The organism is Pectobacterium odoriferum, from assembly GCF_009931295.1.
GTDB classification, from domain to species: Bacteria; Pseudomonadota; Gammaproteobacteria; order Enterobacterales; family Enterobacteriaceae; genus Pectobacterium; species Pectobacterium odoriferum.
Map to the genome: position 1 here is coordinate 130,030 of NZ_CP034938.1, position 19,775 is coordinate 149,804.

Annotated in this window: 20 protein-coding genes and 3 pseudogenes; 15 read left to right on the forward strand and 8 right to left on the reverse strand. The window is 53.8% G+C overall.

The window, feature by feature from the left end; translation table 11 throughout:
• Positions 1-29: 29 nt before the first annotated feature.
• Positions 30-791, forward strand: a complete 762-nt coding sequence (gene ygbI / locus EO763_RS00545; protein WP_103862321.1) for a DNA-binding transcriptional repressor YgbI — start codon at positions 30-32, stop codon at positions 789-791.
• 21 nt (positions 792-812) lie between these two features.
• Here ygbI and EO763_RS00550 read toward each other — a convergent pair whose 3' ends face one another.
• Positions 813-1,142, reverse strand: coding sequence for a helix-turn-helix domain-containing protein (locus EO763_RS00550; protein WP_010303241.1), 330 nt, complete (start codon positions 1,140-1,142; stop codon positions 813-815).
• Positions 1,093-1,518, reverse strand: a complete 426-nt coding sequence (locus EO763_RS00555; protein WP_161527762.1) for a type II toxin-antitoxin system RelE/ParE family toxin — start codon at positions 1,516-1,518, stop codon at positions 1,093-1,095. Before EO763_RS00555 ends, EO763_RS00550 begins: the two co-directional genes overlap by 50 nt.
• Before the next feature lie 209 nt (positions 1,519-1,727).
• On the opposite strand from EO763_RS00555, the pseudogene EO763_RS23455 reads away from it, so the two are divergent.
• From EO763_RS23455 to EO763_RS00610, 11 genes and pseudogenes are all read left to right on the forward strand, one after another.
• A pseudogene (locus EO763_RS23455) lies at positions 1,728-1,898 on the forward strand (DeoR family transcriptional regulator); the annotation flags it as partial.
• A gap of 116 nt (positions 1,899-2,014) precedes the next feature.
• Positions 2,015-2,710, forward strand: a complete 696-nt coding sequence (locus tag EO763_RS00565) for a hypothetical protein (RefSeq protein WP_161527763.1) — start codon at positions 2,015-2,017, stop codon at positions 2,708-2,710.
• Between the two features lies 1 nt (position 2,711).
• Positions 2,712-3,128, forward strand: coding sequence for a hypothetical protein (locus EO763_RS00570; RefSeq protein ID WP_161530309.1), 417 nt, complete (start codon positions 2,712-2,714; stop codon positions 3,126-3,128).
• A 110-nt stretch (positions 3,129-3,238) separates the two neighbouring features.
• Positions 3,239-3,517: a type II toxin-antitoxin system TacA family antitoxin gene (locus EO763_RS00575; protein ID WP_044204184.1), complete on the forward strand. Its 279-nt coding sequence runs from the start codon at positions 3,239-3,241 to the stop codon at positions 3,515-3,517.
• Positions 3,508-3,987, forward strand: a pseudogene (locus tag EO763_RS00580) (GNAT family N-acetyltransferase). Before EO763_RS00575 ends, EO763_RS00580 begins: the two are co-directional and overlap by 10 nt.
• A 132-nt stretch (positions 3,988-4,119) precedes the next feature.
• Positions 4,120-5,454 carry a sn-glycerol-3-phosphate ABC transporter substrate-binding protein UgpB gene (gene ugpB, locus EO763_RS00585; protein ID WP_010303220.1) on the forward strand — a complete coding sequence of 445 codons (1,335 nt, stop codon included), beginning with the start codon at positions 4,120-4,122 and terminating at the stop codon, positions 5,452-5,454.
• A gap of 72 nt (positions 5,455-5,526) precedes the next feature.
• On the forward strand, positions 5,527-6,414 hold the full coding sequence (gene ugpA / locus EO763_RS00590) for a sn-glycerol-3-phosphate ABC transporter permease UgpA (protein ID WP_103157850.1): 888 nt from the start codon (positions 5,527-5,529) through the stop codon (positions 6,412-6,414).
• On the forward strand, positions 6,411-7,256 hold the full coding sequence (gene ugpE, locus EO763_RS00595) for a sn-glycerol-3-phosphate ABC transporter permease UgpE (protein WP_130637002.1): 846 nt from the start codon (positions 6,411-6,413) through the stop codon (positions 7,254-7,256). Before ugpA ends, ugpE begins: the two co-directional genes overlap by 4 nt.
• A gap of 198 nt (positions 7,257-7,454) precedes the next feature.
• Complete coding sequence (locus EO763_RS00600; protein WP_010303211.1) at positions 7,455-8,528, forward strand: sn-glycerol-3-phosphate import ATP-binding protein UgpC; 1,074 nt, start codon at positions 7,455-7,457, stop codon at positions 8,526-8,528.
• On the forward strand, positions 8,528-9,277 hold the full coding sequence (ugpQ, locus tag EO763_RS00605; RefSeq protein WP_039474835.1) for a glycerophosphodiester phosphodiesterase: 750 nt from the start codon (positions 8,528-8,530) through the stop codon (positions 9,275-9,277). The genes EO763_RS00600 and ugpQ overlap by 1 nt, the downstream gene beginning before the upstream one ends.
• Positions 9,278-9,392: 115 nt before the next feature.
• Positions 9,393-10,349: an AEC family transporter gene (locus EO763_RS00610; protein WP_102118141.1), complete on the forward strand. Its 957-nt coding sequence runs from the start codon at positions 9,393-9,395 to the stop codon at positions 10,347-10,349.
• A gap of 13 nt (positions 10,350-10,362) precedes the next feature.
• On the opposite strand, the gene EO763_RS00615 is transcribed toward EO763_RS00610, so the two are convergent.
• Positions 10,363-10,659: a hypothetical protein gene (locus tag EO763_RS00615; protein WP_161527764.1), complete on the reverse strand. Its 297-nt coding sequence runs from the start codon at positions 10,657-10,659 to the stop codon at positions 10,363-10,365.
• 275 nt (positions 10,660-10,934) lie between these two features.
• On the opposite strand from EO763_RS00615, the pseudogene EO763_RS00620 reads away from it, so the two are divergent.
• Positions 10,935-11,252, forward strand: a pseudogene (locus EO763_RS00620) (IS110 family transposase); the annotation flags it as partial.
• Positions 11,253-11,321: 69 nt separating this feature from the next.
• Here EO763_RS00620 and EO763_RS00625 read toward each other — a convergent pair.
• From EO763_RS00625 to EO763_RS00645, 5 genes are read right to left on the reverse strand one after another with little or no spacing between them, the layout of a single operon-like run.
• Positions 11,322-12,080 (reverse strand): ABC transporter ATP-binding protein, encoded by a 759-nt coding sequence (locus tag EO763_RS00625; RefSeq protein WP_161527765.1) that lies wholly within the window; start codon positions 12,078-12,080, stop codon positions 11,322-11,324.
• A 17-nt stretch (positions 12,081-12,097) separates the two neighbouring features.
• Positions 12,098-13,705 (reverse strand): ABC transporter permease, encoded by a 1,608-nt coding sequence (locus tag EO763_RS00630; RefSeq protein WP_161527766.1) that lies wholly within the window; start codon positions 13,703-13,705, stop codon positions 12,098-12,100.
• 21 nt (positions 13,706-13,726) lie between these two features.
• A complete protein-coding gene (locus EO763_RS00635) occupies positions 13,727-14,128 on the reverse strand; it encodes an ExbD/TolR family protein (protein WP_039491910.1) in 402 nt (133 codons plus the stop codon).
• Between the two features lies 1 nt (position 14,129).
• Positions 14,130-14,846 carry a MotA/TolQ/ExbB proton channel family protein gene (locus EO763_RS00640; protein ID WP_161527767.1) on the reverse strand — a complete coding sequence of 239 codons (717 nt, stop codon included), beginning with the start codon at positions 14,844-14,846 and terminating at the stop codon, positions 14,130-14,132.
• 10 nt (positions 14,847-14,856) lie between these two features.
• Complete coding sequence (locus EO763_RS00645) at positions 14,857-15,720, reverse strand: energy transducer TonB (RefSeq protein ID WP_161527768.1); 864 nt, start codon at positions 15,718-15,720, stop codon at positions 14,857-14,859.
• A 654-nt stretch (positions 15,721-16,374) separates the two neighbouring features.
• Here EO763_RS00645 and EO763_RS00650 point away from each other — a divergent pair.
• Together EO763_RS00650 and EO763_RS00655 are read left to right on the forward strand one after the other, a co-directional pair.
• Positions 16,375-17,382 (forward strand): ABC transporter substrate-binding protein, encoded by a 1,008-nt coding sequence (locus EO763_RS00650; protein WP_161527769.1) that lies wholly within the window; start codon positions 16,375-16,377, stop codon positions 17,380-17,382.
• A 171-nt stretch (positions 17,383-17,553) separates the two neighbouring features.
• Complete coding sequence (locus EO763_RS00655) at positions 17,554-19,773, forward strand: TonB-dependent receptor (protein WP_161527770.1); 2,220 nt, start codon at positions 17,554-17,556, stop codon at positions 19,771-19,773.
• Positions 19,774-19,775 lie beyond the last annotated feature (2 nt).

Below are 19,775 nucleotides of genomic sequence, written 5' to 3' on the forward strand. Positions count from 1 at the left end.
CCAGCACAATCAAACAGGGAACGGACAGCGTGATTCCAGTAGAACGTCATCAACAAATTCTGGCGCTGATCGCCGAACGCGGCGCGGTAAGTATTAACGAACTGACCGAGCGGTTGGGCGTGTCGCATATGACGGTACGGCGCGATGTGCAAAAGTTGGAGCAGGACGGCCTGCTGCTGAGCGTTTCCGGCGGCGTGCGCTCGCCTGAACGGCTGGCGATTGAGCCGTCGCATCAGGATAAATCTGTGATGTTCAGCCAGCAGAAAGAGGCGATTGGCAAGCTGGCGGCGCAGCATATCCCGTTCAATAGCTGCATTTATCTGGATGCAGGCACCACGACGCTATCGCTGGCGCGTGAACTGGCCGAGCGCGACGATCTGCTGATTGTCACTAACGACTTTGTGATCGCGGCCTTTCTGATTGAGTCCAGCCAGTGTCGCATGATCCACACGGGCGGCACGCTGTGCCGGGAAAACCGATCCTGCATCGGCGAAGCGGTGGCGCAGGCGTTGCGCAACCTGTTTATCGATATCGCTTTTATCTCCGCCTCTTCATGGAGCCTGCGCGGGCTGTCCACGCCGAATGAAGACAAAGTCGTGGTGAAACGCGCGGCGGTGGAAGCCAGCAGAAAACGCGTACTGCTGTGCGACACCTCAAAATACGGCCGCATTGCTACCCACCTCGCCACGCCGCTCAACGTATTCGACAGCATCATCACCGACGACGGCCTGCCCGCCGCCGCCCAAGAAGCGCTAGGTAAAATGGGAGTTGAGGTGCTGGTGGCGGGGTGAGGGGGGGGTATTTCTGTTTGCCTAACTGGCAAAAATATCCAGACCTTTCTCGTTGATTATATTGAGAAGACGTAGCGCAGCCCCTGAGGGTTTCTTCTCATTCCGTTCCCATTTTGAGACGCTCTCAACGGACATATTGAGAGCGTAAGCTAAAGAAGATTGCGACATTTTATAACGGGAGCGCATGTTCTGAATTTCTGCACCGCTCATTGCGTGAGCTTGCTCGATGCGTTCACGGAATTCCCGTGCTGCAACCCGATTATTGATGCGTTCCATTGTGGTATCAGTGATACCCCCGTGTTCATGCAGGCTTTTTGCCATTTCCTGCAGCTCTTTCATCTTTGCAGCCATCGCATTCCACCTCTCGTAGTTCTTTCACTTTTACCAATTGAGCTATTTGTTGAACGGTGAGTTGAAGTAGGTCACCAGCAATGTCTTTATAAACAGCCAGCTCATCATCCTGAATTTCTTTAACGCCTTTCCTGACCTGATTTTTTTTCCATCCATCGGCAAAAAATAGATTAGAGCCCAGTTTGAAAAAGATGATAGTTCTGGCTCCTACACTCTTTCCGGCATTCAATGCGATTCGTTTCTTAATCACACCACCGCCAAGGTCACCCTCAAAGCGACCATTCATTACCTCATGAGCAATCTCACAAAGGTAACCATCTGAAAGTATTTCGCTTCTTAGTTTTTTATCGAAGAGCTTTGTCGTGTATACCGCCACGGTTAATCCTTAAACATGACTAGTAATAATAACTATAGTCTAAATTACGGGTTTTCTACAATGGTCGAATCGTAGTGGCACGAAATAGTATGTTTAATCGGTGCTTTTACCTCTCCCTCTCTTTGTCATTTCCCCGTCATTTTCCAGTTATTTTTCTGTCATACGCGCATGCCATGTTTGTTTTCGCCCAAAAAACGCCGTGATGTTCAGCCAGCAGAAAACGCGTACTCCTATGTGACACCTCAAAATACGGCCGCATCGCCACCCACCTCGCCACGCCGTTCAGCATATTCGATAGCATCATCACCGACGACGGCCTGCCCGCCGCCGCTAAAGACGCGTTAAACAAAATGGGGGTTGAGGTGCTGATGGCGGGGTGAGAGGGATAGCTAAATTGGGACGGCCTAACTATCGTCTTGAGTCGAATGTGGAAATAAACGTATTATTGTGATGTCGTTAATTAAATAAACTCATGAAAAACAAAGGAATGTAAATAATGAGCGTGCGTAGTGAAATTATTGATGGCCGACAAGCCTCTGGTGTGACATATGGCTTGATTTATACCGAGATGCTAGGGTGGATTGATTTAGGCCATGCGAAAGGGGACGACATTAAGGATATTATTCAACAAATGTATGTCGGAGAGAATACTGAAGACGGAATGCCATACTACGATGTGACCTATAAACAAGGCATGATTGGACTCAGAAGAAGTGTCACTATCAACCGGTTTATTAAATGGCGGATAAAAAAAGGAAGGTCTCTTCAAGAAAGACATCGCATTGCTCTTGCTATGATGCTCACCGTAGCGAAACGGTTTGAATCTATGCAGGCCTCTTTTCCATTCAATTTAGTTACAGATAGTGGATTTAGTGGGGAAGATCTTGTTTCAGATTTATTGGGTTTTTACCGAGTGGTTTCTACTCCTAACCCTTTTTATTTATTACGGCCAGTGAGTAAAGAAGAAGCATTAAAACGATGGGATTTCTATGGCCCTATCGGAAATTTTAAAAATATAGGATTCCGACCTATTTTATTTCCGGACCCTGAGCTCATGCCCTATGCTCAACCTCGGTTAGGGTTTCTCCCCTCTTTTATGCAAACAATACAACCTTATAACGACTTTGCGTCAGGAAATGTAGGTATTGCATCCTACGATGGCACTGAACTCACAACAAATTTCTTTAAATAACATGAAAAAAAAGATAATTATACTACTCGTCATATCGATCCTAATTGCCTTGCCGCTTATCTATTATTGGCCTGCATTAGTCATTCTGATGGAAGGAAGTTCTCGCTATTCGGAGCTGGACACCCGACGGTATGAAATGCTTACGGACGATATCATTAAAAATAGCCCGCGCATTTCTTCTCTCTATGATTTTGGCTATGCAACGGTTGATGGCCCTGCGTTGGAAGTCAGCAATATTACGTTTCAAAATACCAATGATGCGACAAACATACGCAGCTATCTAGCGTCGCTTGGTTTTACGCTGAGCTACACAGACACGACGGGTGAGTATTGGAAGTCTACGGATTCAGATAGAACGATACATATAGGAATCATCAACGATCCTAAAACCGTTATCGTTGATGTTATTCGAAAATAGCCCTGATCTGGGTATTCAGTGCGTTCGAATGTATGGGTGATGTTCCGGTGTGTAGCATTTTTGTACACTTCATGTAGGGTTGTAGAGAGATTCACTACACAGGCATGATGATGAAACCGGAAACTAAAGAGGCGCGAATCACTATTCGGGCCAAAGCCTCCCAGCGGGACTTGATCGATATGGCTGCAAATTTTGTGTCAAAATCACGTACCGATTTTATGCTTGAAGCCGCCTGTCGCGAGGCGCAGGACATCTTGTTGGATCAACGTTTGTTTATTTTGGACAACGAACAGTTTGACGAACTCTTGGCCGAGTTGGATGCGCCTATCACCGCAGAGCGCCAGGCTCGCATTAACGAGCTGATGAGCCGCAAATCTCCATGGGAATAACTGCACCAGAGCCATTATCCTCCGGCCATAATCTTGCTGAATTTTGCAGCCAAGAACCGAGTTTGAATGAATGGCTAAAAAAGAAAGCGCTAAAAAATCATGGTGCAGGGATTTCCCGTGTATATGTTATTTGCGCTGAAGGCACCCATCAGGTGATTGGATATTATTGTTTATCAACAGGTAACGTTCAGAGAAATACAGCGCCTAGTGCATATAGGCGTAATGCCCCCGAATCACTACCAGTCATTGTCCTTGGGCGGCTTGCCATTGATCAGGCGTATTCTGGTAAAGGTTTGGGTGTGGCTTTATTAAAAGACGCAATATTTCGGACTGAGAATATTGCTTTGCAAGTGGGGGGAGGGCATTAGTCGTTCACGCTCTGGATGAGAACGTGCAATTTCTACCTTAAATTCGCTTTTGATCCCTCGCCAGTGCAGCCTCTGATGCTACTCTACCCAATTAAAATTTAGAACTTTCCCTCCTCCCTCTGTCACTTTCCCGTCATCTTCCAGTTATTTTTCTGTCATGTGCTCATGTCATGTTTACCTTCGCATAAAAAACGCCGTAATGATGGCGCATTTAATTGATTGCAGGAGACAGGCATGTTCAACAACACAATTCGTAAAACACATGCTATTCGCACCGCCGCGGCGTGTGTGGCATTAGCGCTGATGAGCGCCAGTGCGCAGGCCGCGACAGAAATTCCTTTCTGGCACTCTATGGAAGGCGAATTAGGGAAAGAAGTGAATTCTCTGGCTGACCGTTTTAACAAAGCGCACAGCGATGTAAAAATTGTGCCGGTCTACAAAGGCAACTACGAACAGAATCTGGCTGCCGGGATTGCGGCTTACCGTGCCGGGAATGCGCCCGCCATTTTGCAGGTCTATGAAGTCGGTACGGCGACCATGATGGCAAGTAAAGCCATCAAGCCAGTCTATGAAGTCTTCAAAGAGTCAGGCATTAATTTCGATGAGTCGGTGTTTGTACCGACCGTCTCCGGTTATTACACCGATGCGAAGAGCGGTCACCTGCTGTCGCAGCCGTTTAACAGCTCCACGCCGGTGCTGTACTACAACAAAGATGCCTTCAAGAAAGCCGGTTTAGATCCAGAGCAGCCGCCGAAAACCTGGCAGCAGATGGCTGAGTACACCGCCAAACTGCGTGCTGCTGGGATGAAGTGCGGCTACGCCAGCGGCTGGCAGGGCTGGATTCAGATTGAAAACTTCAGCGCCTGGCATGGTCTGCCAGTTGCGAGTAAGAACAACGGCTTTGACGGCACCGATGCCGTGCTGGAATTCAACAAGCCTACTCAGGTCAAACACATCCAGCTGTTGCAGGACATGAACAAGAAGGGTGACTTCACCTATTTCGGGCGTAAGGATGAGCCGACCGAGAAGTTCTACAACGGCGATTGCGCTATCACCACGGCCTCTTCCGGTTCGCTGGCGAATATTCGCGAACATGCCAAGTTCAACTACGGTGTTGGCATGATGCCGTATGACGCCGATGCGAAAGGCGCGCCGCAGAACGCCATTATCGGCGGAGCCAGCCTGTGGGTCATGGGCGGTAAAGATGCTGCGACCTACAAAGGTGTCGCTGAGTTTATGAAGTTCCTCGCCGAGCCGGAAAATGCGGCCGAATGGCACCAGAAAACTGGTTACCTGCCAATCACTACTGCGGCGTACGAGCTGACGCAGAAGCAGGGCTTCTATGAGAAAAACCCTGGTGCGGATATCGCTACGCGTCAGATGTTGAACAAGCCACCGTTGCCGTTCACCAAAGGTCTGCGTTTGGGCAACATGCCGCAGATTCGTACCGTTGTGGATGAAGAATTAGAAAGCGTATGGACAGGTAAGAAGACGCCACAGCAGGCGTTGGATAGCGCGGTAGAACGCGGTAATGCGCTGCTGCGTCGCTTCGAGCAGTCGACGAAGTAATACATTTTTGTCGAGTAATATCGGGCCGAAGGGAATCGGCCTGCTTCTTCTCTGTTTGCAATGAGTTACCGCATGACATCATCCCGCCCCGTTTTTCGTAGCAGCTGGTTACCCTATGTGCTGGTGTTGCCCCAACTGCTGATTACCGTGATTTTCTTTATCTGGCCTGCTGGTCAGGCGCTGTGGTATTCGGTGCAGAATCTGGATCCGTTTGGACTATCCAGCGAATTCGTCGGCATGGAAAACTTCAGGCAGCTGTTCAATAACCCTTACTACCTCGATTCGTTTTACACCACGCTGATATTCAGCTTTCTGGTGGCAGGGTTTGGCATGCTGATTTCACTCTTTCTGGCCGCGCTGGTGGACTACGTGATCCGTGCCAGCCGCCTTTACCAGACGCTGATCATCCTGCCGTATGCCGTGGCACCTGCTGTCGCTGCCGTACTGTGGATGTTTCTGTTTAACCCCGGACTGGGGCTGATTACCCATTTTCTCGGGCTGCTGGGCTATACGTGGAACCACGCGCAGCACAGCGGTCAGGCGATGTTTTTAGTCGTACTGGCGTCGGTCTGGAAACAGATTAGCTATAACTTCCTGTTCTTCCTCGCCGCGCTGCAATCGATCCCCCGTTCGCTGGTGGAAGCAGGGGCGATTGATGGTGCAGGGCCGGTGCGGCGTTTCTTTAATCTGGTGCTGCCGATGATCTCGCCGGTGAGTTTCTTCCTGCTGGTCGTCAATCTGGTGTATGCCTTTTTCGATACCTTCCCGATTATCGATGCTGCGACGGCCGGTGGGCCAGTGCAGTCGACGACTACGCTGATCTACAAAATTTATCGTGAGGGCTTTGCAGGGCTGGATCTGTCCAGTTCAGCGGCGCAGTCGGTGATACTGATGCTGTTGGTTATCGGGTTGACCGTGATTCAGTTCCGCTTTGTTGAACGGAAGGTGAATTACCAATGATTGAGAATCGTCGCGGGTTAACTATTTTCAGCCACGTCATGCTGATCGTCGGCATTCTCGCCGTCTTGTTTCCGCTGTACGTGGGGTTTGTCGCTGCCACGCTGGATAATCAGGAAGTCTTTCAGGCTCCGATGACGCTCATCCCCGGTTCTCACCTGTGGGAAAACCTGCGTTATATCTGGCTGCACGGCGCGGGCAACAACACCACGCCGTTCGGGCTGATGCTGCTTAACAGCTTCGTGATGGCGCTGGCGATTACGGTGGGCAAAATTACTGTTTCTATTCTGTCCGCCTACGCCATCGTCTATTTTCGTTTTCCGCTGCGCAACCTGTTCTTCTGGATGATTTTCCTGACGCTGATGTTGCCGGTGGAAGTGCGTATTTTCCCGACGGTGGAAGTGATCGCGCGGCTGGACATGATGGACAGCTATACCGGTTTAACGTTACCGCTGATGGCCTCGGCGACAGCGACTTTCCTGTTCCGCCAGTTCTTTATGACGCTGCCGGATGAGCTGATGGAAGCGGCGCGTATCGACGGTGCCAGCCCGATGCGCTTCTTCTTTGACATGGTGCTACCGCTGTCGAAGACCAATCTGGCCGCGCTGTTCGTGATCACGTTCATCTACGGCTGGAACCAGTACCTGTGGCCGCTGCTGATTGTCAGCGATGCCAGTCTGGGTACTGCGGTCGCCGGAATCAAAAGCATGATTGCCTCCGGTGATGGCGCGACCCAGTGGAATCAGGTGATGGCCGCGATGCTGCTGACCATGCTGCCGCCGTTGCTGGTGGTACTGCTGATGCAGCGCTGGTTCGTTCGCGGTCTGGTCGACAGCGAAAAATAAATAGGTCATACCGTTGGTAAACCTCTTCATAGAATGAGAACGGTGATAATGGGATAGAAGAGTAAAGCGTTTGCGCCATGGATGGCGCAATCCGAGCGTACAGGGATGTATTCACAGCGTCTTTACGATCTACCCATTATCACCGCACCGCTCGTCAGGTTTAGCAGCGATTTATCGAGACGAATTTCGGAAACGCTTATGGCATGTTTAAAACTTCAGGCCGTCACCAAGTCTTACGATGGCAAAACACAGATTATCCAACCCATCGATCTGGACGTCGCGGACGGTGAATTCGTCGTGATGGTCGGCCCGTCAGGCTGTGGTAAATCGACGCTGCTGCGCATGGTGGCAGGCCTCGAACGCACCACCAGCGGCGATATCTATATTGATAACCAGCGGGTCACCAATCTGGAACCGAAAGATCGCGGTATTGCGATGGTGTTCCAGAACTATGCGCTTTATCCCCATATGAACGTATTCGACAATATGGCTTACGGCCTGAAAATCCGCGGCTTCGGCAAGGCGCAGATCCGCGAGCGCGTGGAAGATGCGGCGCGAATTCTGGAACTGATGCCGCTGCTGCAACGCAAGCCGCGTGAGCTATCGGGCGGTCAGCGTCAGCGCGTGGCGATGGGGCGGGCGATTGTGCGCGAACCAGCAGTGTTCCTGTTCGACGAACCGTTGTCGAATCTGGATGCCAAACTGCGCGTACAGATGCGGCTCGAATTACAGCAGTTGCACCAGCGCCTGAAAACCACCAGCCTGTACGTCACGCACGATCAGGTTGAAGCCATGACGCTGGCGCAGCGCGTCATCGTGATGAACAAAGGGATCGCCGAACAAATCGGCGCGCCGGCTGATATTTATCGCCGCCCGGCATCGCTGTTTGTGGCCAGCTTTATTGGCTCACCGGCCATGAACCTGTGGTCGGGTCGCATTAGCGATGACGGCTGCCGTTTTGAAATCGATGGTGACATCGCGCTGGCGCTGCCTGAACCGAAGCCGCAATGGCGCGGTAAAGCATTGACGCTGGGGGTTCGACCAGAGCATATTCAGCTGGCGACGCGTGAAACTGGCGGGATTCCGTTGCAGATTTCAACACTCGAACTGTTGGGGGCGGATAATTTAGCGCACGGCAAGTGGGGCGGGCAGAATGTGATCGCGCGGCTCTCTTATGAGCACTGCCCCGCGATTGGCTCGACGCTTTGGCTACACTTACCGACGTCATCATGGCACCTGTTTGATTCGCAAAGCGGATTACGGATGGAATAATGGAAACACTCTGGCCTTACCCGAGCATTGTCGCCCATCGCGGCGGTGGTTCACTGGCACCGGAAAACACGCTGGCGGCGATTGATGTTGGTGCTAGCCTCGGTCACAAGATGATCGAATTTGACGCCAAGCTGTCGCAGGACGGCCAGATTTTCCTCCTACACGACGACACGCTTGAGCGCACCAGCAACGGCTGGGGTATTGCCGGGGAACTGCCGTGGGACAAGCTGGTCGGGCTGGATGTCGGCGGCTGGTACGGCCATAAATTTGTTGGTGAACGCCTGCCGCTGCTATCGGAAGTGGCAAAACGCTGCGTGCAGTACGGCATGGCGGCCAATATCGAGATTAAACCCACCACCGGATATGAAGCAGAAACCGGGCGGGTGATTGCGCTGGCGGCGCGTCAGCTGTGGGCCGATCATCCGGTTGCACCGCTGCTGTCATCGTTCTCTATCGAAGCCCTGGAAGCGGCGCAGCAGGCGGTGCCGGAATTACCGCGCGGGCTGCTGCTGGATGAGTGGGAAGAAGACTGGCTGGCATTAACACAGCGCCTGGAGTGTGTGTCCATCCATCTGAATCACAAGCTGCTGACGGCAGAACGCGTCGCGGCGCTGAAAGCTGCCGGTTTGCGCATTCTGGTTTATACCGTCAACCAACCCGATCGCGCGCAAACTTTGCTGGATTGGGGCGTTGACTGTATCTGTACTGACCGGATAGATTTAATCGGGGCTAACTTCGTGACCGGCTAAGGTCTGCCTCTATACCCGTCATACTTCAAGCTGCGGCGATGTTGATATTGCTGTAAGAAAATATAATGCGGGGACCTTCTTTCTGACTTGGTGCCGGTAATAAGGAAGTGGCTTCATGCCCGCATTTATTGTTTCGCTTTGGCACCAGATTTTTCTGTCGTTACCCCTCTTTGTTCTTATCGCGCTCGGCTATAGCCTTATTCGTTACGGTAAATGGCCGACCACCGTTACTGATGGCATGACGCGCTTTGTCTTCTCCGTCGCCATGCCTGCCATGCTATTCCGCCTGATGTCGGATTTTTCCAAACGTCCGGTGGTGGATGCCCGACTGCTGATCGCCTTTTTCGGCGGATGCCTGCTGGTGTTTGTCCTAGGCCGCATCGTGGCGCGCAAAATCTTTCATCTTGATGGCGTCTCCGGCTCGCTGTTTGCGTTGAGCGGCATCTTCTCCAACAACGTGATGTTGGGGCTGCCGATTGCTACGCTGATGCTGGGTGAAGAGGCGATCCCGTCGGTCGCGCTGGTGGTGGTGTTTAACGGGCTTATTTTGTGGACGCTGGTGACGGTGTCGGTGGAATGGGCGCGTAACGGGGCGTTGTCGCTACAGGGCTTTACCAAAACTGCTCTGGGCGTGCTGAAAAACCCGCTAATTATCGGCATTCTGTCCGGTACCTTATTCAGCCTGACGGGCCTGCCGCTGCCGTCATATGTTGACCAACCGCTTGCTATGCTGGGGCAGATTGCCGCACCGCTGTCGCTGGTGGCGCTGGGAATGGGGCTGGCGGAATACCGCGTGCGCGACGGCTGGCAGATCAGCACGGCGATTTGTACGATCAAACTGCTGGTACAACCGCTGGTGATTTGGGGAATTGCTATCGCGCTCGGCTTGCCGGAAATGGAAACGCGTGCGGTCGTGTTGCTGGGGTCGATGGCGGTAGGCGTCAACGTCTATCTGATGTCGCGTCAGTTCGATGTGCTGGGCGGCCCGGTGGCATCAAGTTTGCTGCTATCAACGGCGATGGCGGCGTTAACCACGCCGTTGATTTTAACGCTGATGGGGGTACGGCTATAAGGTCGCCATCGCATCAGGGATTCTGCTTAATGGGCGGTGGTGGCGTGGTTCTCTGTGACCGCTGTAAATCCTGCTGTAGCTGCTGCTGGCGTTGTTGCTGCAACTGCTGGTTGCGCTGCTGGAGCTGATTATTCAACTGCTGTTGCTGTAATTTCTGGTTTTGCTGCATATTCTGCTGCAACTGTTTCTGGCTGCTGATACCGCTCTCAAACTGCTGTTGAGGCGTGGGCGGTTGCGTCGTATTGGCACTTGCCAGAAGCGGCAGGCCGAGCAGGGCAGCACAGGCCAATAATGTCTTAGGGTATTTCATTAAACCTCCACACAGGCCTTCGGCCTGTCGATAAGCCATTTGTGAAACGCAAACAGCGATAGTGAGATAGAAGAGTAAGGCGTTTGCGCCATGGACAAAAGCGTCATGAACGCTTTTGAACGTCGCTTGCGACGGCCCTGAAAGGCTGAATCATCAGGGATGAGTTTCATATCTGCGCAATCTGAGCGTACAGGGACAATGAGATGGACGCTCCATCTTTACGGCATCAGATGTGCCAAAGTTTGAGTGTCAAATCTCAAAAGAGGGAGCGTCCAATGCAAGTATCAACGATTGGTATTGATCTCGCAAAAAACCTCCTCGTGCTTCACGGCGTAGATCACAACGGTAAAACTGTCCTGCGCAAAACGCTTTCCCGCCGCCAGTTTGTCCCGTTCATTATTCCGCTTCCGGCCTGTTTAATCGGTATGGAAGCGTGTTCATCCAGCCACCACTTTGCCCGCCTCTTCAGCAACGCTGGGCATCGGGTGAAACTTATTCCTCCACAGTATGTTAAACCTTACGTTAAAACCAACAAGACGGATGCGGCTGATGCAAAGGCTATCTGCGAAGCAGTAACCCGTCCGAACATGCGCTGAGTGACTGGGCACTGACCCAACCAGCCTGCCAGCGGGTGAAAAAGATGTTGTCAGCAGACAAAGCCATCAGGCTTCAACGGCATCCGCCTGATGTAAGGCCTGGCTGACCGCTTGCCGCTGCTCCAAGAGCGTTGGGCTGGTGCGGTCGCGAGGATAGGTCAGCGTCACGGGTAGAATCGCGCTAATCCGGCCGGGTCGGGGCGACATCACCACGACTCTGTCCGCCAGAAAAACCGCCTCTTCAACATCATGCGTCACCAGCAGAATCGTCAAATCCGTTTGCTGGCGAATCTCTGCCAGACGTTCCTGCAACTGCTGTTTGGTCAACGCATCCAGCGCCCCAAAGGGTTCATCCAGCAAGAGAATGCGCGGCGTCGACACCAGCCCGCGAGCGATCGCCACACGCTGCGCCATTCCGCCCGACAGCTGGTGCGGCCACGCGTCGGCAAAACCTTCCAACCCCATCATCTGGAGATAGTGTGCAATACGGCGCGTCACTTCCGCAGGAGAAAGTTCGAGGTTGAGCATACCGAGGCGAATATTGTCCGTCACGGTGAGCCACGGAAACAGGCGCGGTTCCTGAAACACCAGACTGACATCGTCAGGAATACCGCACACAGGGCGTTCGCCAATCAGAATGCGCCCACGTTCCGTGGTATCAATCCCGGCCGCCAAACGCAGCAGCGTCGATTTACCACAACCACTGGCACCGATGACCGCAACCAGTTCACCCGCATGCAGCGACAGATCGATGTCCTGTAACACCGTCAGCGGTGCGCCGTTGACGGTAAAATGTTTAGTAATGTGCTGAAAATGCAGGGACATAGATTCTCCGTTAACGGTCACGCAAAGCGCCAGCGGGTCAGCCGCCGTTCAGACAAGGTAATCAATCGGGAAAACAGCGCGGCCACTGCGGCAATCAGCACCACGCCCGCCATGATGCGATCGGACTCAAGCAACTGCTGTGCACGAATCATCATGCCGCCCAGCCCCTCGCCCGACGGCATGAAATATTCTGCGCCAATCGCGCCCGTCCACGCATGCATCAGCGCCAACCGTAGGCCGGAAAACAGCGGCGGCAATACACTGGGCAGTATCAGCGTGCGAAGCGTCTGCACTGGCGTCAGACGCAGAACCTGCGCTACTTCCAATAGCGCAGGCGGAAGCTGAGCAATCCCCTGACGGGTTGCCAGCATCACAGGAAAGAACGCCGCTACGGCAATAAACACGATTTTGGCGCTCTCCCCTAAACCAAACCAGGCCGTAATCAGCGGCAGCCAGGCAAATAGCGCCACGCAGCGCAGCGCGGACAGCGCTGGATTAAACAGCCTGTCGGCGATGCGCCAACCACCGAGTAACGCGCCGACCAGCACGCCGATCGCACTTCCCAGCACAAAGCCCTGTAGCGCCCGCAACAGGCTAGCCTGTAGATCGGCCAGCAGCCCGCCCTGAGCCAGCCCTGTCCACAGCGCGTCGATCACGCTGCTTGGTGCGGGAAGAAAAGCCACGTTCACCCACTCACGCACGCTGCTAACCTGCCACAGCGCAACCAGTACCACTGGCGCTAGCCACGGCGTCAGCGACAGGCTCGGCAGTGCCGTGCTCAGGCTATCGCGCCCCAGCACCAGCGCAGGCCAGTGAATCCAGCGACGCTCTAGCTTCAGCAGCACGCGTTCTCCGGCAAACCCCAGAACTCCGATAATCAGAATGCAGACGAACACCAGATCGAGCATGAACAGCTGGCGGCTTTGCACCAGCAGATAGCCCAGCCCTTCGCTGGATGCGAGCAGCTCGACCGCAATCAAGGCGACCCATCCGGTAGAAAACGCCAGCCGAATGCCCGTCATCACATAAGGCAGCATCGCAGGCAGAATCAGGTAACGCAGGAAAGCGGCGGGGGGTAAACGCAGGCTACGCGCCATTTCATGCAGCTTTTGCGGTGTCTGTTGGATACCTGCACAGGTATAAAGCGTCACTGGCACCGTTACCGATTTCACCAGCACCACCAGTTTCAGTGCTTCACCGATACCCAGTGACAGCATCAAAAACGGGATCCAGGCCAGTGTCGGGATCTGCGCAATGACGGTGAAGAGCGGCATAAACAGCGCATTCAGCCGTCGGTTCAGACCGAACAGGCTGCCGAGCACCAGACCCAGTGCGATACCGCCACTAAAACCAATCAGCAATCGCATCAGGCTGATGGGCAACTGGTGAATCAGCTCTTCGGGGATAAAGGCTCGCGCGCTATCGATGACTGCCAGTGGCGAAGGCAGAATCTGTTCAGACATCCATCCGTGGCGACTGGCAAGCCACCAGCTTGCGAGCACCAGCAGCGGCACGACGAGCGACACGATCAATGAAATGACCAATGCGGAATATCCCGCCGACAGCGTGGCGGCCAGCGAAGCGTCAGGGGCGGAGCGTATCCGCAACGGGTATTTAGGCATCATGATCGTTGGTATCCGGCTACGTTATTTTTGCGTCAGCAGGGAGAGACGGGTAATCCCCGCCTGCTCGACATCGGCCAGCAGCGCGGCAACCTCGCCGTAATTCGCCTCTTTATCCGCCTGCACCTGCACCACCAGATCCGCGTTACTCGCTTTAGCCTGTTGCAAGCGCGGCACCAGTTGTTCCCGCGCCAGATTCTCTTTATTGATGAACACACGCTGCTCGCCATCAATGCTAATTACCACCGGATCGGTGCGATCGGCCGGTGCCACCGCCGACGTTTTCGGGAGCTGAATCGGAATGGCATTGGTCAACATCGGCGCGGTAACAATAAACACCACCAGCAGCACCAGCATGACATCCACGAGCGGCGTGATATTCATTTCACTCATGACGTCTTCATCATTACGCGAGGTAAACGCCATATCAGACCACCTCTCTCAGGTTCTTCACGGAGAAAGCGGTGGCCGATGGCTCCGCGCTGGGATGAAACGTGCTGACATGAAAATCGTTCGCCTGCATCACGCTGTAGACGTCATGGGCAAAGTCATCCATGTCTGCGACAGCCAGCTTGAGGCGACGCAAAAAGTAGTTGTAGATCAGCACCGCCGGAACCGCGACGGCAATCCCAATTCCGGTGGCAATCAACGCGTTGCCAATCGGTCCCGCAACGGTGTCGAGACTGGCAGAACCCGAAAGCCCAATCTCTTGCAACGCCGCCATAATCCCCCAAACGGTGCCAAACAGGCCGATAAACGGTGATGTGCTGCCGATACTGGCCAGAACCGCCAGCCCGCTTTCCAGCGAACGGCGTTCACGCTGAATCTGCTGTTGCAGCGCGCGCTCAACCCGATCGGGCAGATGACTATTCAGGGCAAGCTGCCCGCTAATCCGCTCAGGTGCTTTGACGGCAGCCAGCGCTAAATTGGCGAGTGAACCGGGCTGCTTTGCACTGGTTTCTGGCGTCTGACTGACGTCATCTTGCTGCCAGAAGGCGGCGCGAAAACGTCGATTGCGCCGTTGCGCCCGCCCGTATTGGACGAACTTCAGTAGCCCCAGCCCCCAGGTGACGAGAGAAAACAGCAGCAGCAACAGGATCACCGCGCCTTCCGCAGAAAAGAGTTCAATGTGTCCGAGCGTCATAACCAATACCTCATGAATTTAGCGAAAAATCGACGGGAACCACCACCCAGCCGCTAACTGGCTGACTGCCACGGCGCGCCGGAACGAAAGACCAGCGCCGCACTGTGTCTCTGGCGGCATCGTCCAGCGAGGGATAACCGCTTGATTGATGGATCCGAATGGTTTGCACCTTGCCGTCGGCACGCACCTGCACGTTCAACAGCACGGTGCCTTCATAACCACGGCTAATCGCCACGTCGGGATAAGACGGTGCAGGATTATGCAGGTAGTCAGCATTCGCGAGCGGCGGCGTCAACGGTGCATCAACGGGCTGCGCGACGGCCTTTTGCGCCACCGGAGCAGGTGTTATCGGGGCGCTTGCCGATGCGGCTTCCGCCTGAGGTTTCGGCATCGGCGCGGGCGGGTTCTTTTTCACCGCAACCTTTTTCGGCGTGGACTCAGGCTTTTTCTCAGGCTCTTTTTTCTCGGGCACTGGCGGCAACAGCGCGTTGTCATCCACCGGCTTGTCCACGGGAGGCGGAGTAAGTTCCGGCGGTGGCGTTACGACGTCAGGCTCAATAGGTTCAGGTTCGGCTGGCTGGGCTTGCAGCACCGGTTCGGCAGCCACAGCAACCAGCTCGACGCTGACAGGCTGTGGCCGGGCAGGCACCGTAACGGGCGGTGTCGATGCACTGTTGAATAACGCCAGCACCGCCGCGTGCAATAGCAACGTCGCTATCACCGCCAGCCAGCGTTCCGGTCGGGACGAAACCGTCGTATTCAACGTCGGCAAGCGCGGCTGCACGACGCCGCTCACCCGGCTGGCGTGCGGAGTCGGCTCCGGTGAATAAGACCGGGATCCTGACGCCGCTCCCGCATAGAGTAATTCCGTCATGGTAAGTGCTCCTGACCGTGTTTATTTATACCCGTCATACTTCAAATTGCCTGTGTGTTGGCAATACTCGGCTCATCTCTGAGCCTCGCCCTGAGGGGCCGCCGCAAGCGGCGTTCAAATTGGCTCAGCCAATTTGTCCTTACTCACCCCAGTCACTTACTTGTGTAAGCTCCTGGGGACTCGTTCGGTTGCCGCCGCCATGCAACTCGAATTATTTAGGGTATTTACCCGTCATACTTCAAATTGCAGGCGTCATGGATAGATGACCTGAAATAGCGGTGGAATAGTCGATTCTTCCCGAGAGATTAATAAAGTCAACGTATGTATCTGTATATCGATATTCATTTAATTATCTATTTCATCGGAAAGATAATCGCATCCATTGTTTAACGACAAACTAAAGGCAATAAGTCCTGATAGGCTAATGCATAGTTGGAATAGTTTTTTTTCGTTCGCTGCATAACGATGAAATAAGCGATGAATGCTGATTTAGCTATTTACTAAAAATAATAATGCTTTTTTGGTATTAGTCAGTTTATTGCCAAGCCTTTAAATGTGGTTCTGCAACGATATGACGCCGTGCTAAATCGGCGCAATAACAACATTGATATTCACACACTCACATTCAAACACCTCATCACTGGCGGACGAAACATGACAACATCAGGACGAAAATGGTTAGTGACCGGCTTATTGGCAATGGGTATGGCCTGGTCAGGCATCGCATCGGCTATCACTGAAATTCGTATTGCTGCACCAGACATTGGCGCAGGTACAAAACCCAGCGGCGGCGGCCTGCTTGACGTCATCCACAGCCAGAAGCTGCTGGAGCGCGAGTTCGGCAAAGATGGGATTAGCGTGCGCTGGACGTTCATCAAAGGCGCCGGCCCCGTCATTAACGAAGCATTTGGTAACCATCAAGTTGACGTGGCCTATCTGGGTGATTTAGCCAGCATTATCGGCCGTTCTCGCGGTCTGGATACCCGAGTGATCGCCGTGGCATCACGCGGCATCAATCACTATCTGGCGGTGGCGAAAGGCTCCGGCATTGAGAAAATACCCGATCTGAAAGGCAAACGTATTGGGATCTTTCGCGGAACAGCAGGCGAGCTGTCCTTCGTTAGCGCGCTCGATTCACAGGGTCTGAAGCCTTCTGACGTTAAGCTGATCAACCTCGATTTCGCAGCAGCCAGTGCGGCGTTAGCTGCTGGGCAGATTGATGCCACCTGGGGCGGCAGCAATACGCTTTCGCTGCGGGATAAAGGGCTGGCGGATATTCCGCTGTCGAGCCGTGACCTGGGCGGTGCAGGCCAGCTCAGCGGCTTCCTGCTGGTGGATGAGAAATTTGCCAAAGGCAACGAGGATATTCTGCGGCGCTTAGTTAAAGTCCAGCGCGAGGCGGCAAACTGGGCCAGCGATGCTAAAAATAAAGATGAATTTATTCGACTTTTGGCCACCCAGTCAGGCTATCCGGAAAATATATTACGCGTCGAATGGGATACATTACCGCCATTATCTGAGCGTCTTTCACCCGAATTAGATACCGCCTACGTGGAAAAATTAAAACGTGCGGTAAAACTGGCCTATGAATCACGCCTTATTCGGCAGCCTTTTGATGTCGATAAATGGCTGGATGATTCTTATCTGAAAGCCACCCAGTAATTTATACCCCAAAAAATTATAGCCCACGTATTGCCGTGAATTTCACGGCAATCGGCAGCCTATTGACGACATTCGGAAGAAGCCATGTATTTAAAAAGACACCAGCAGTATTTTAAAAAACATCAACAGTATTTAAAAAAACACCAGCGCAACATAACGTCAGGCATTTTAATGAGCTGCGTCTTAACGCTTCCCGCGATAGCGCGGGCAGCCGACCCACAAGTCACAACGGATAACTCATCACAACAGATAATACCCGGCACCGAGACGGCAAGCACCGCCCCCGTCCAGTTAAAACGCGTGAAAGTGAACGCTCAGCGTGTGCCCGTCCAGCCGCCGACCACGCTGGCCTCGGTGATCGATGGCAAAACGCTCGAAGAAGAGCGGATCTACCGCTTTGAAGAACTGTCGCAGCTGGTGACAGGGCTGGATGTCGATACCGTTGATGTGATGGATACCACGGTGACCATTCGCGGGATTGGCGACGGCGGCGAGAGCGGCACCAACATCGGTATGCCGGGCAGCGTGGGCCTGTTTGTCGATGGCGTTTACTTGTCACGCCCTGGCGTCATCTCTAATGATTTGCTGGATATCGACAGCACCCGCGTGTTGAAAGGCCCGCAGGGCGCGGCCTACGGCTTTAATACCACCGGCGGCGCAATTGATATCCGCACCCGCAAGCCGACCTTCACGCCTGAATATTCACTGGAGCAATCGTTCGGGCAACGTGGCTATCTGCAATCCAAACTGATGGCGTCTGGGCCACTCAGCGACCACTGGGCGGGACGCATCAACCTGTCGCGCACGGAGCGCGGCGGAAACGTCACGAATATCGAAAACGGCCATAAGCTGGGAGGCAGTATCAATAACGGCGTGCGCGGCCAGCTGCTTTATCAGCCCAATGACAGCTTTAGCCTCAGAATTACCGGCGACTACAGCGACTCCACCCAGCGTCCGGTCTCGGTATTAGTGAGTGCAACTGACGACTTCCGTACCCGCGCACAACAAACTGGCCTCAAGGTCGTCGGCGGTCGTCAAGTCGCGATGGACGACGAAAATGTGATTCGCGTTGCGCAAGGCGGTGGTTCGGTAGAGGCCAACTGGAAGCTGAAGAGCGGCTATAGCCTCAACTCCCTGTCGTCACTGCGTTATTTCCGCGTGCTGCCCAGCACGGCGGATAACTGGAATATTCCGCTCTATCGCGACAGCGGCGCTGATGTACGCGATCGCGTCTGGTCGCAAAGTTTTTGGCTCGATTCGCCCAAAGGCAATGCCTTCGATTATTCACTGGGCGTCGATTACTGGGGAGAAAACCTCGATACCGAGGCAAATAGCCGCTACTACAACGACAACCGCGTGCGGACGTGGGTCGGAAATGGTTATCAGGGTATTAACGTGCAGCGCTTTGGCACGCTGGATGACACCGTCTATTCCGTCTATGGCCGCGGAACCTGGCATGCCGCCGATAAACTGGATGTCATTGTCGGTCTGCGTCAGACCTATGAGAAAAAAGAGGGAACGTTCCAGCGTAAAAATCGCGCCACCTTTGACTCTGGCCCACTCTCGCAAACCAACCACCTGCCCTCTGGCTCCGTCAGCCTGAACTGGTTCGCAGCACCAAATGTCACGCCTTACGTCACGCTGGGCTACGGGGAAAAATCCGGCGGCCTGAACGTGTCCTCCGGTGCCGCAAGACAGCTGGGGATTGATTCGCTGTACGTCGATCCAGAAAAAACCCGTTCGGCAGAGCTAGGCGTCAAAACCCATTGGCTACAGCGCAAAGTGGAATGGAATACCGCGCTGTTCTGGAGCGTCGTCGAAGATTTCCAGAACAACGCCTATGACGAAGAAACGGATACCAGCTATCTGATTAACGCCGGGAAATTCCGCTCGCGCGGCGGCGAAACGCAATTAACGCTGCGCCCCGTTGACGGCCTGAGCATCAGTCTGGCCGGTACCGTTCTGGATGCCCGCTACCTGAATTTCCCTAACGCCCGCTGCCCGGCAGAAATCTCGGCCGTCTCGTGCGATATGTCTGGAAAGCGCGTCTTTAAATCCCCCACGCTGAGCTACAACACGCGCGTGCGTTATCAATGGGATACGCCAAATAACCTGCAAGCCTCGGTTTCTGGTCAATGGTCATGGCGGAGCTGGGCCTACGGCACGCTCGACGATTCTGAATCTAACCGTATTCCCTCGTACGGCGTCCTGAACCTGTCTAGCGGGCTGAGCGGCAAGCAAGGCGACAACCGCTGGAACGTGTCGCTGTGGGTGAAAAACGCGCTGGATAAAAACTACTACCGCTCGGTCAGAGGCTCCAGCGCCACAACGGGCGTGATTGGCGAACCGCGCATGGTCGGCATATCAGTCGGCTACGATTTCAAAGGCTAGCG

Coding starts and splice junctions, on each gene's coding strand:
- ugpQ (WP_039474835.1), top strand. CDS start 8,528: ATGGAAACACTCTGGCCTTACCCGAGCATTGTCGCCCATCGCGGCGGT.
- EO763_RS00615 (WP_161527764.1), bottom strand. CDS start 10,659: ATGAAATACCCTAAGACATTATTGGCCTGTGCTGCCCTGCTCGGCCTG.
- ugpB (WP_010303220.1), top strand. CDS start 4,120: ATGTTCAACAACACAATTCGTAAAACACATGCTATTCGCACCGCCGCG.
- EO763_RS00625 (WP_161527765.1), bottom strand. CDS start 12,080: ATGTCCCTGCATTTTCAGCACATTACTAAACATTTTACCGTCAACGGC.
- ugpE (WP_130637002.1), top strand. CDS start 6,411: ATGATTGAGAATCGTCGCGGGTTAACTATTTTCAGCCACGTCATGCTG.
- EO763_RS00550 (WP_010303241.1), bottom strand. CDS start 1,142: ATGGCTGCAAAGATGAAAGAGCTGCAGGAAATGGCAAAAAGCCTGCAT.
- EO763_RS00645 (WP_161527768.1), bottom strand. CDS start 15,720: ATGACGGAATTACTCTATGCGGGAGCGGCGTCAGGATCCCGGTCTTAT.
- ugpA (WP_103157850.1), top strand. CDS start 5,527: ATGACATCATCCCGCCCCGTTTTTCGTAGCAGCTGGTTACCCTATGTG.
- EO763_RS00635 (WP_039491910.1), bottom strand. CDS start 14,128: ATGGCGTTTACCTCGCGTAATGATGAAGACGTCATGAGTGAAATGAAT.
- EO763_RS00610 (WP_102118141.1), top strand. CDS start 9,393: ATGCCCGCATTTATTGTTTCGCTTTGGCACCAGATTTTTCTGTCGTTA.
- EO763_RS00565 (WP_161527763.1), top strand. CDS start 2,015: ATGAGCGTGCGTAGTGAAATTATTGATGGCCGACAAGCCTCTGGTGTG.
- EO763_RS00640 (WP_161527767.1), bottom strand. CDS start 14,846: ATGACGCTCGGACACATTGAACTCTTTTCTGCGGAAGGCGCGGTGATC.
- EO763_RS00575 (WP_044204184.1), top strand. CDS start 3,239: ATGAAACCGGAAACTAAAGAGGCGCGAATCACTATTCGGGCCAAAGCC.
- EO763_RS00650 (WP_161527769.1), top strand. CDS start 16,375: ATGACAACATCAGGACGAAAATGGTTAGTGACCGGCTTATTGGCAATG.
- EO763_RS00655 (WP_161527770.1), top strand. CDS start 17,554: ATGAGCTGCGTCTTAACGCTTCCCGCGATAGCGCGGGCAGCCGACCCA.
- EO763_RS00630 (WP_161527766.1), bottom strand. CDS start 13,705: ATGATGCCTAAATACCCGTTGCGGATACGCTCCGCCCCTGACGCTTCG.
- EO763_RS00570 (WP_161530309.1), top strand. CDS start 2,712: ATGAAAAAAAAGATAATTATACTACTCGTCATATCGATCCTAATTGCC.
- EO763_RS00600 (WP_010303211.1), top strand. CDS start 7,455: ATGGCATGTTTAAAACTTCAGGCCGTCACCAAGTCTTACGATGGCAAA.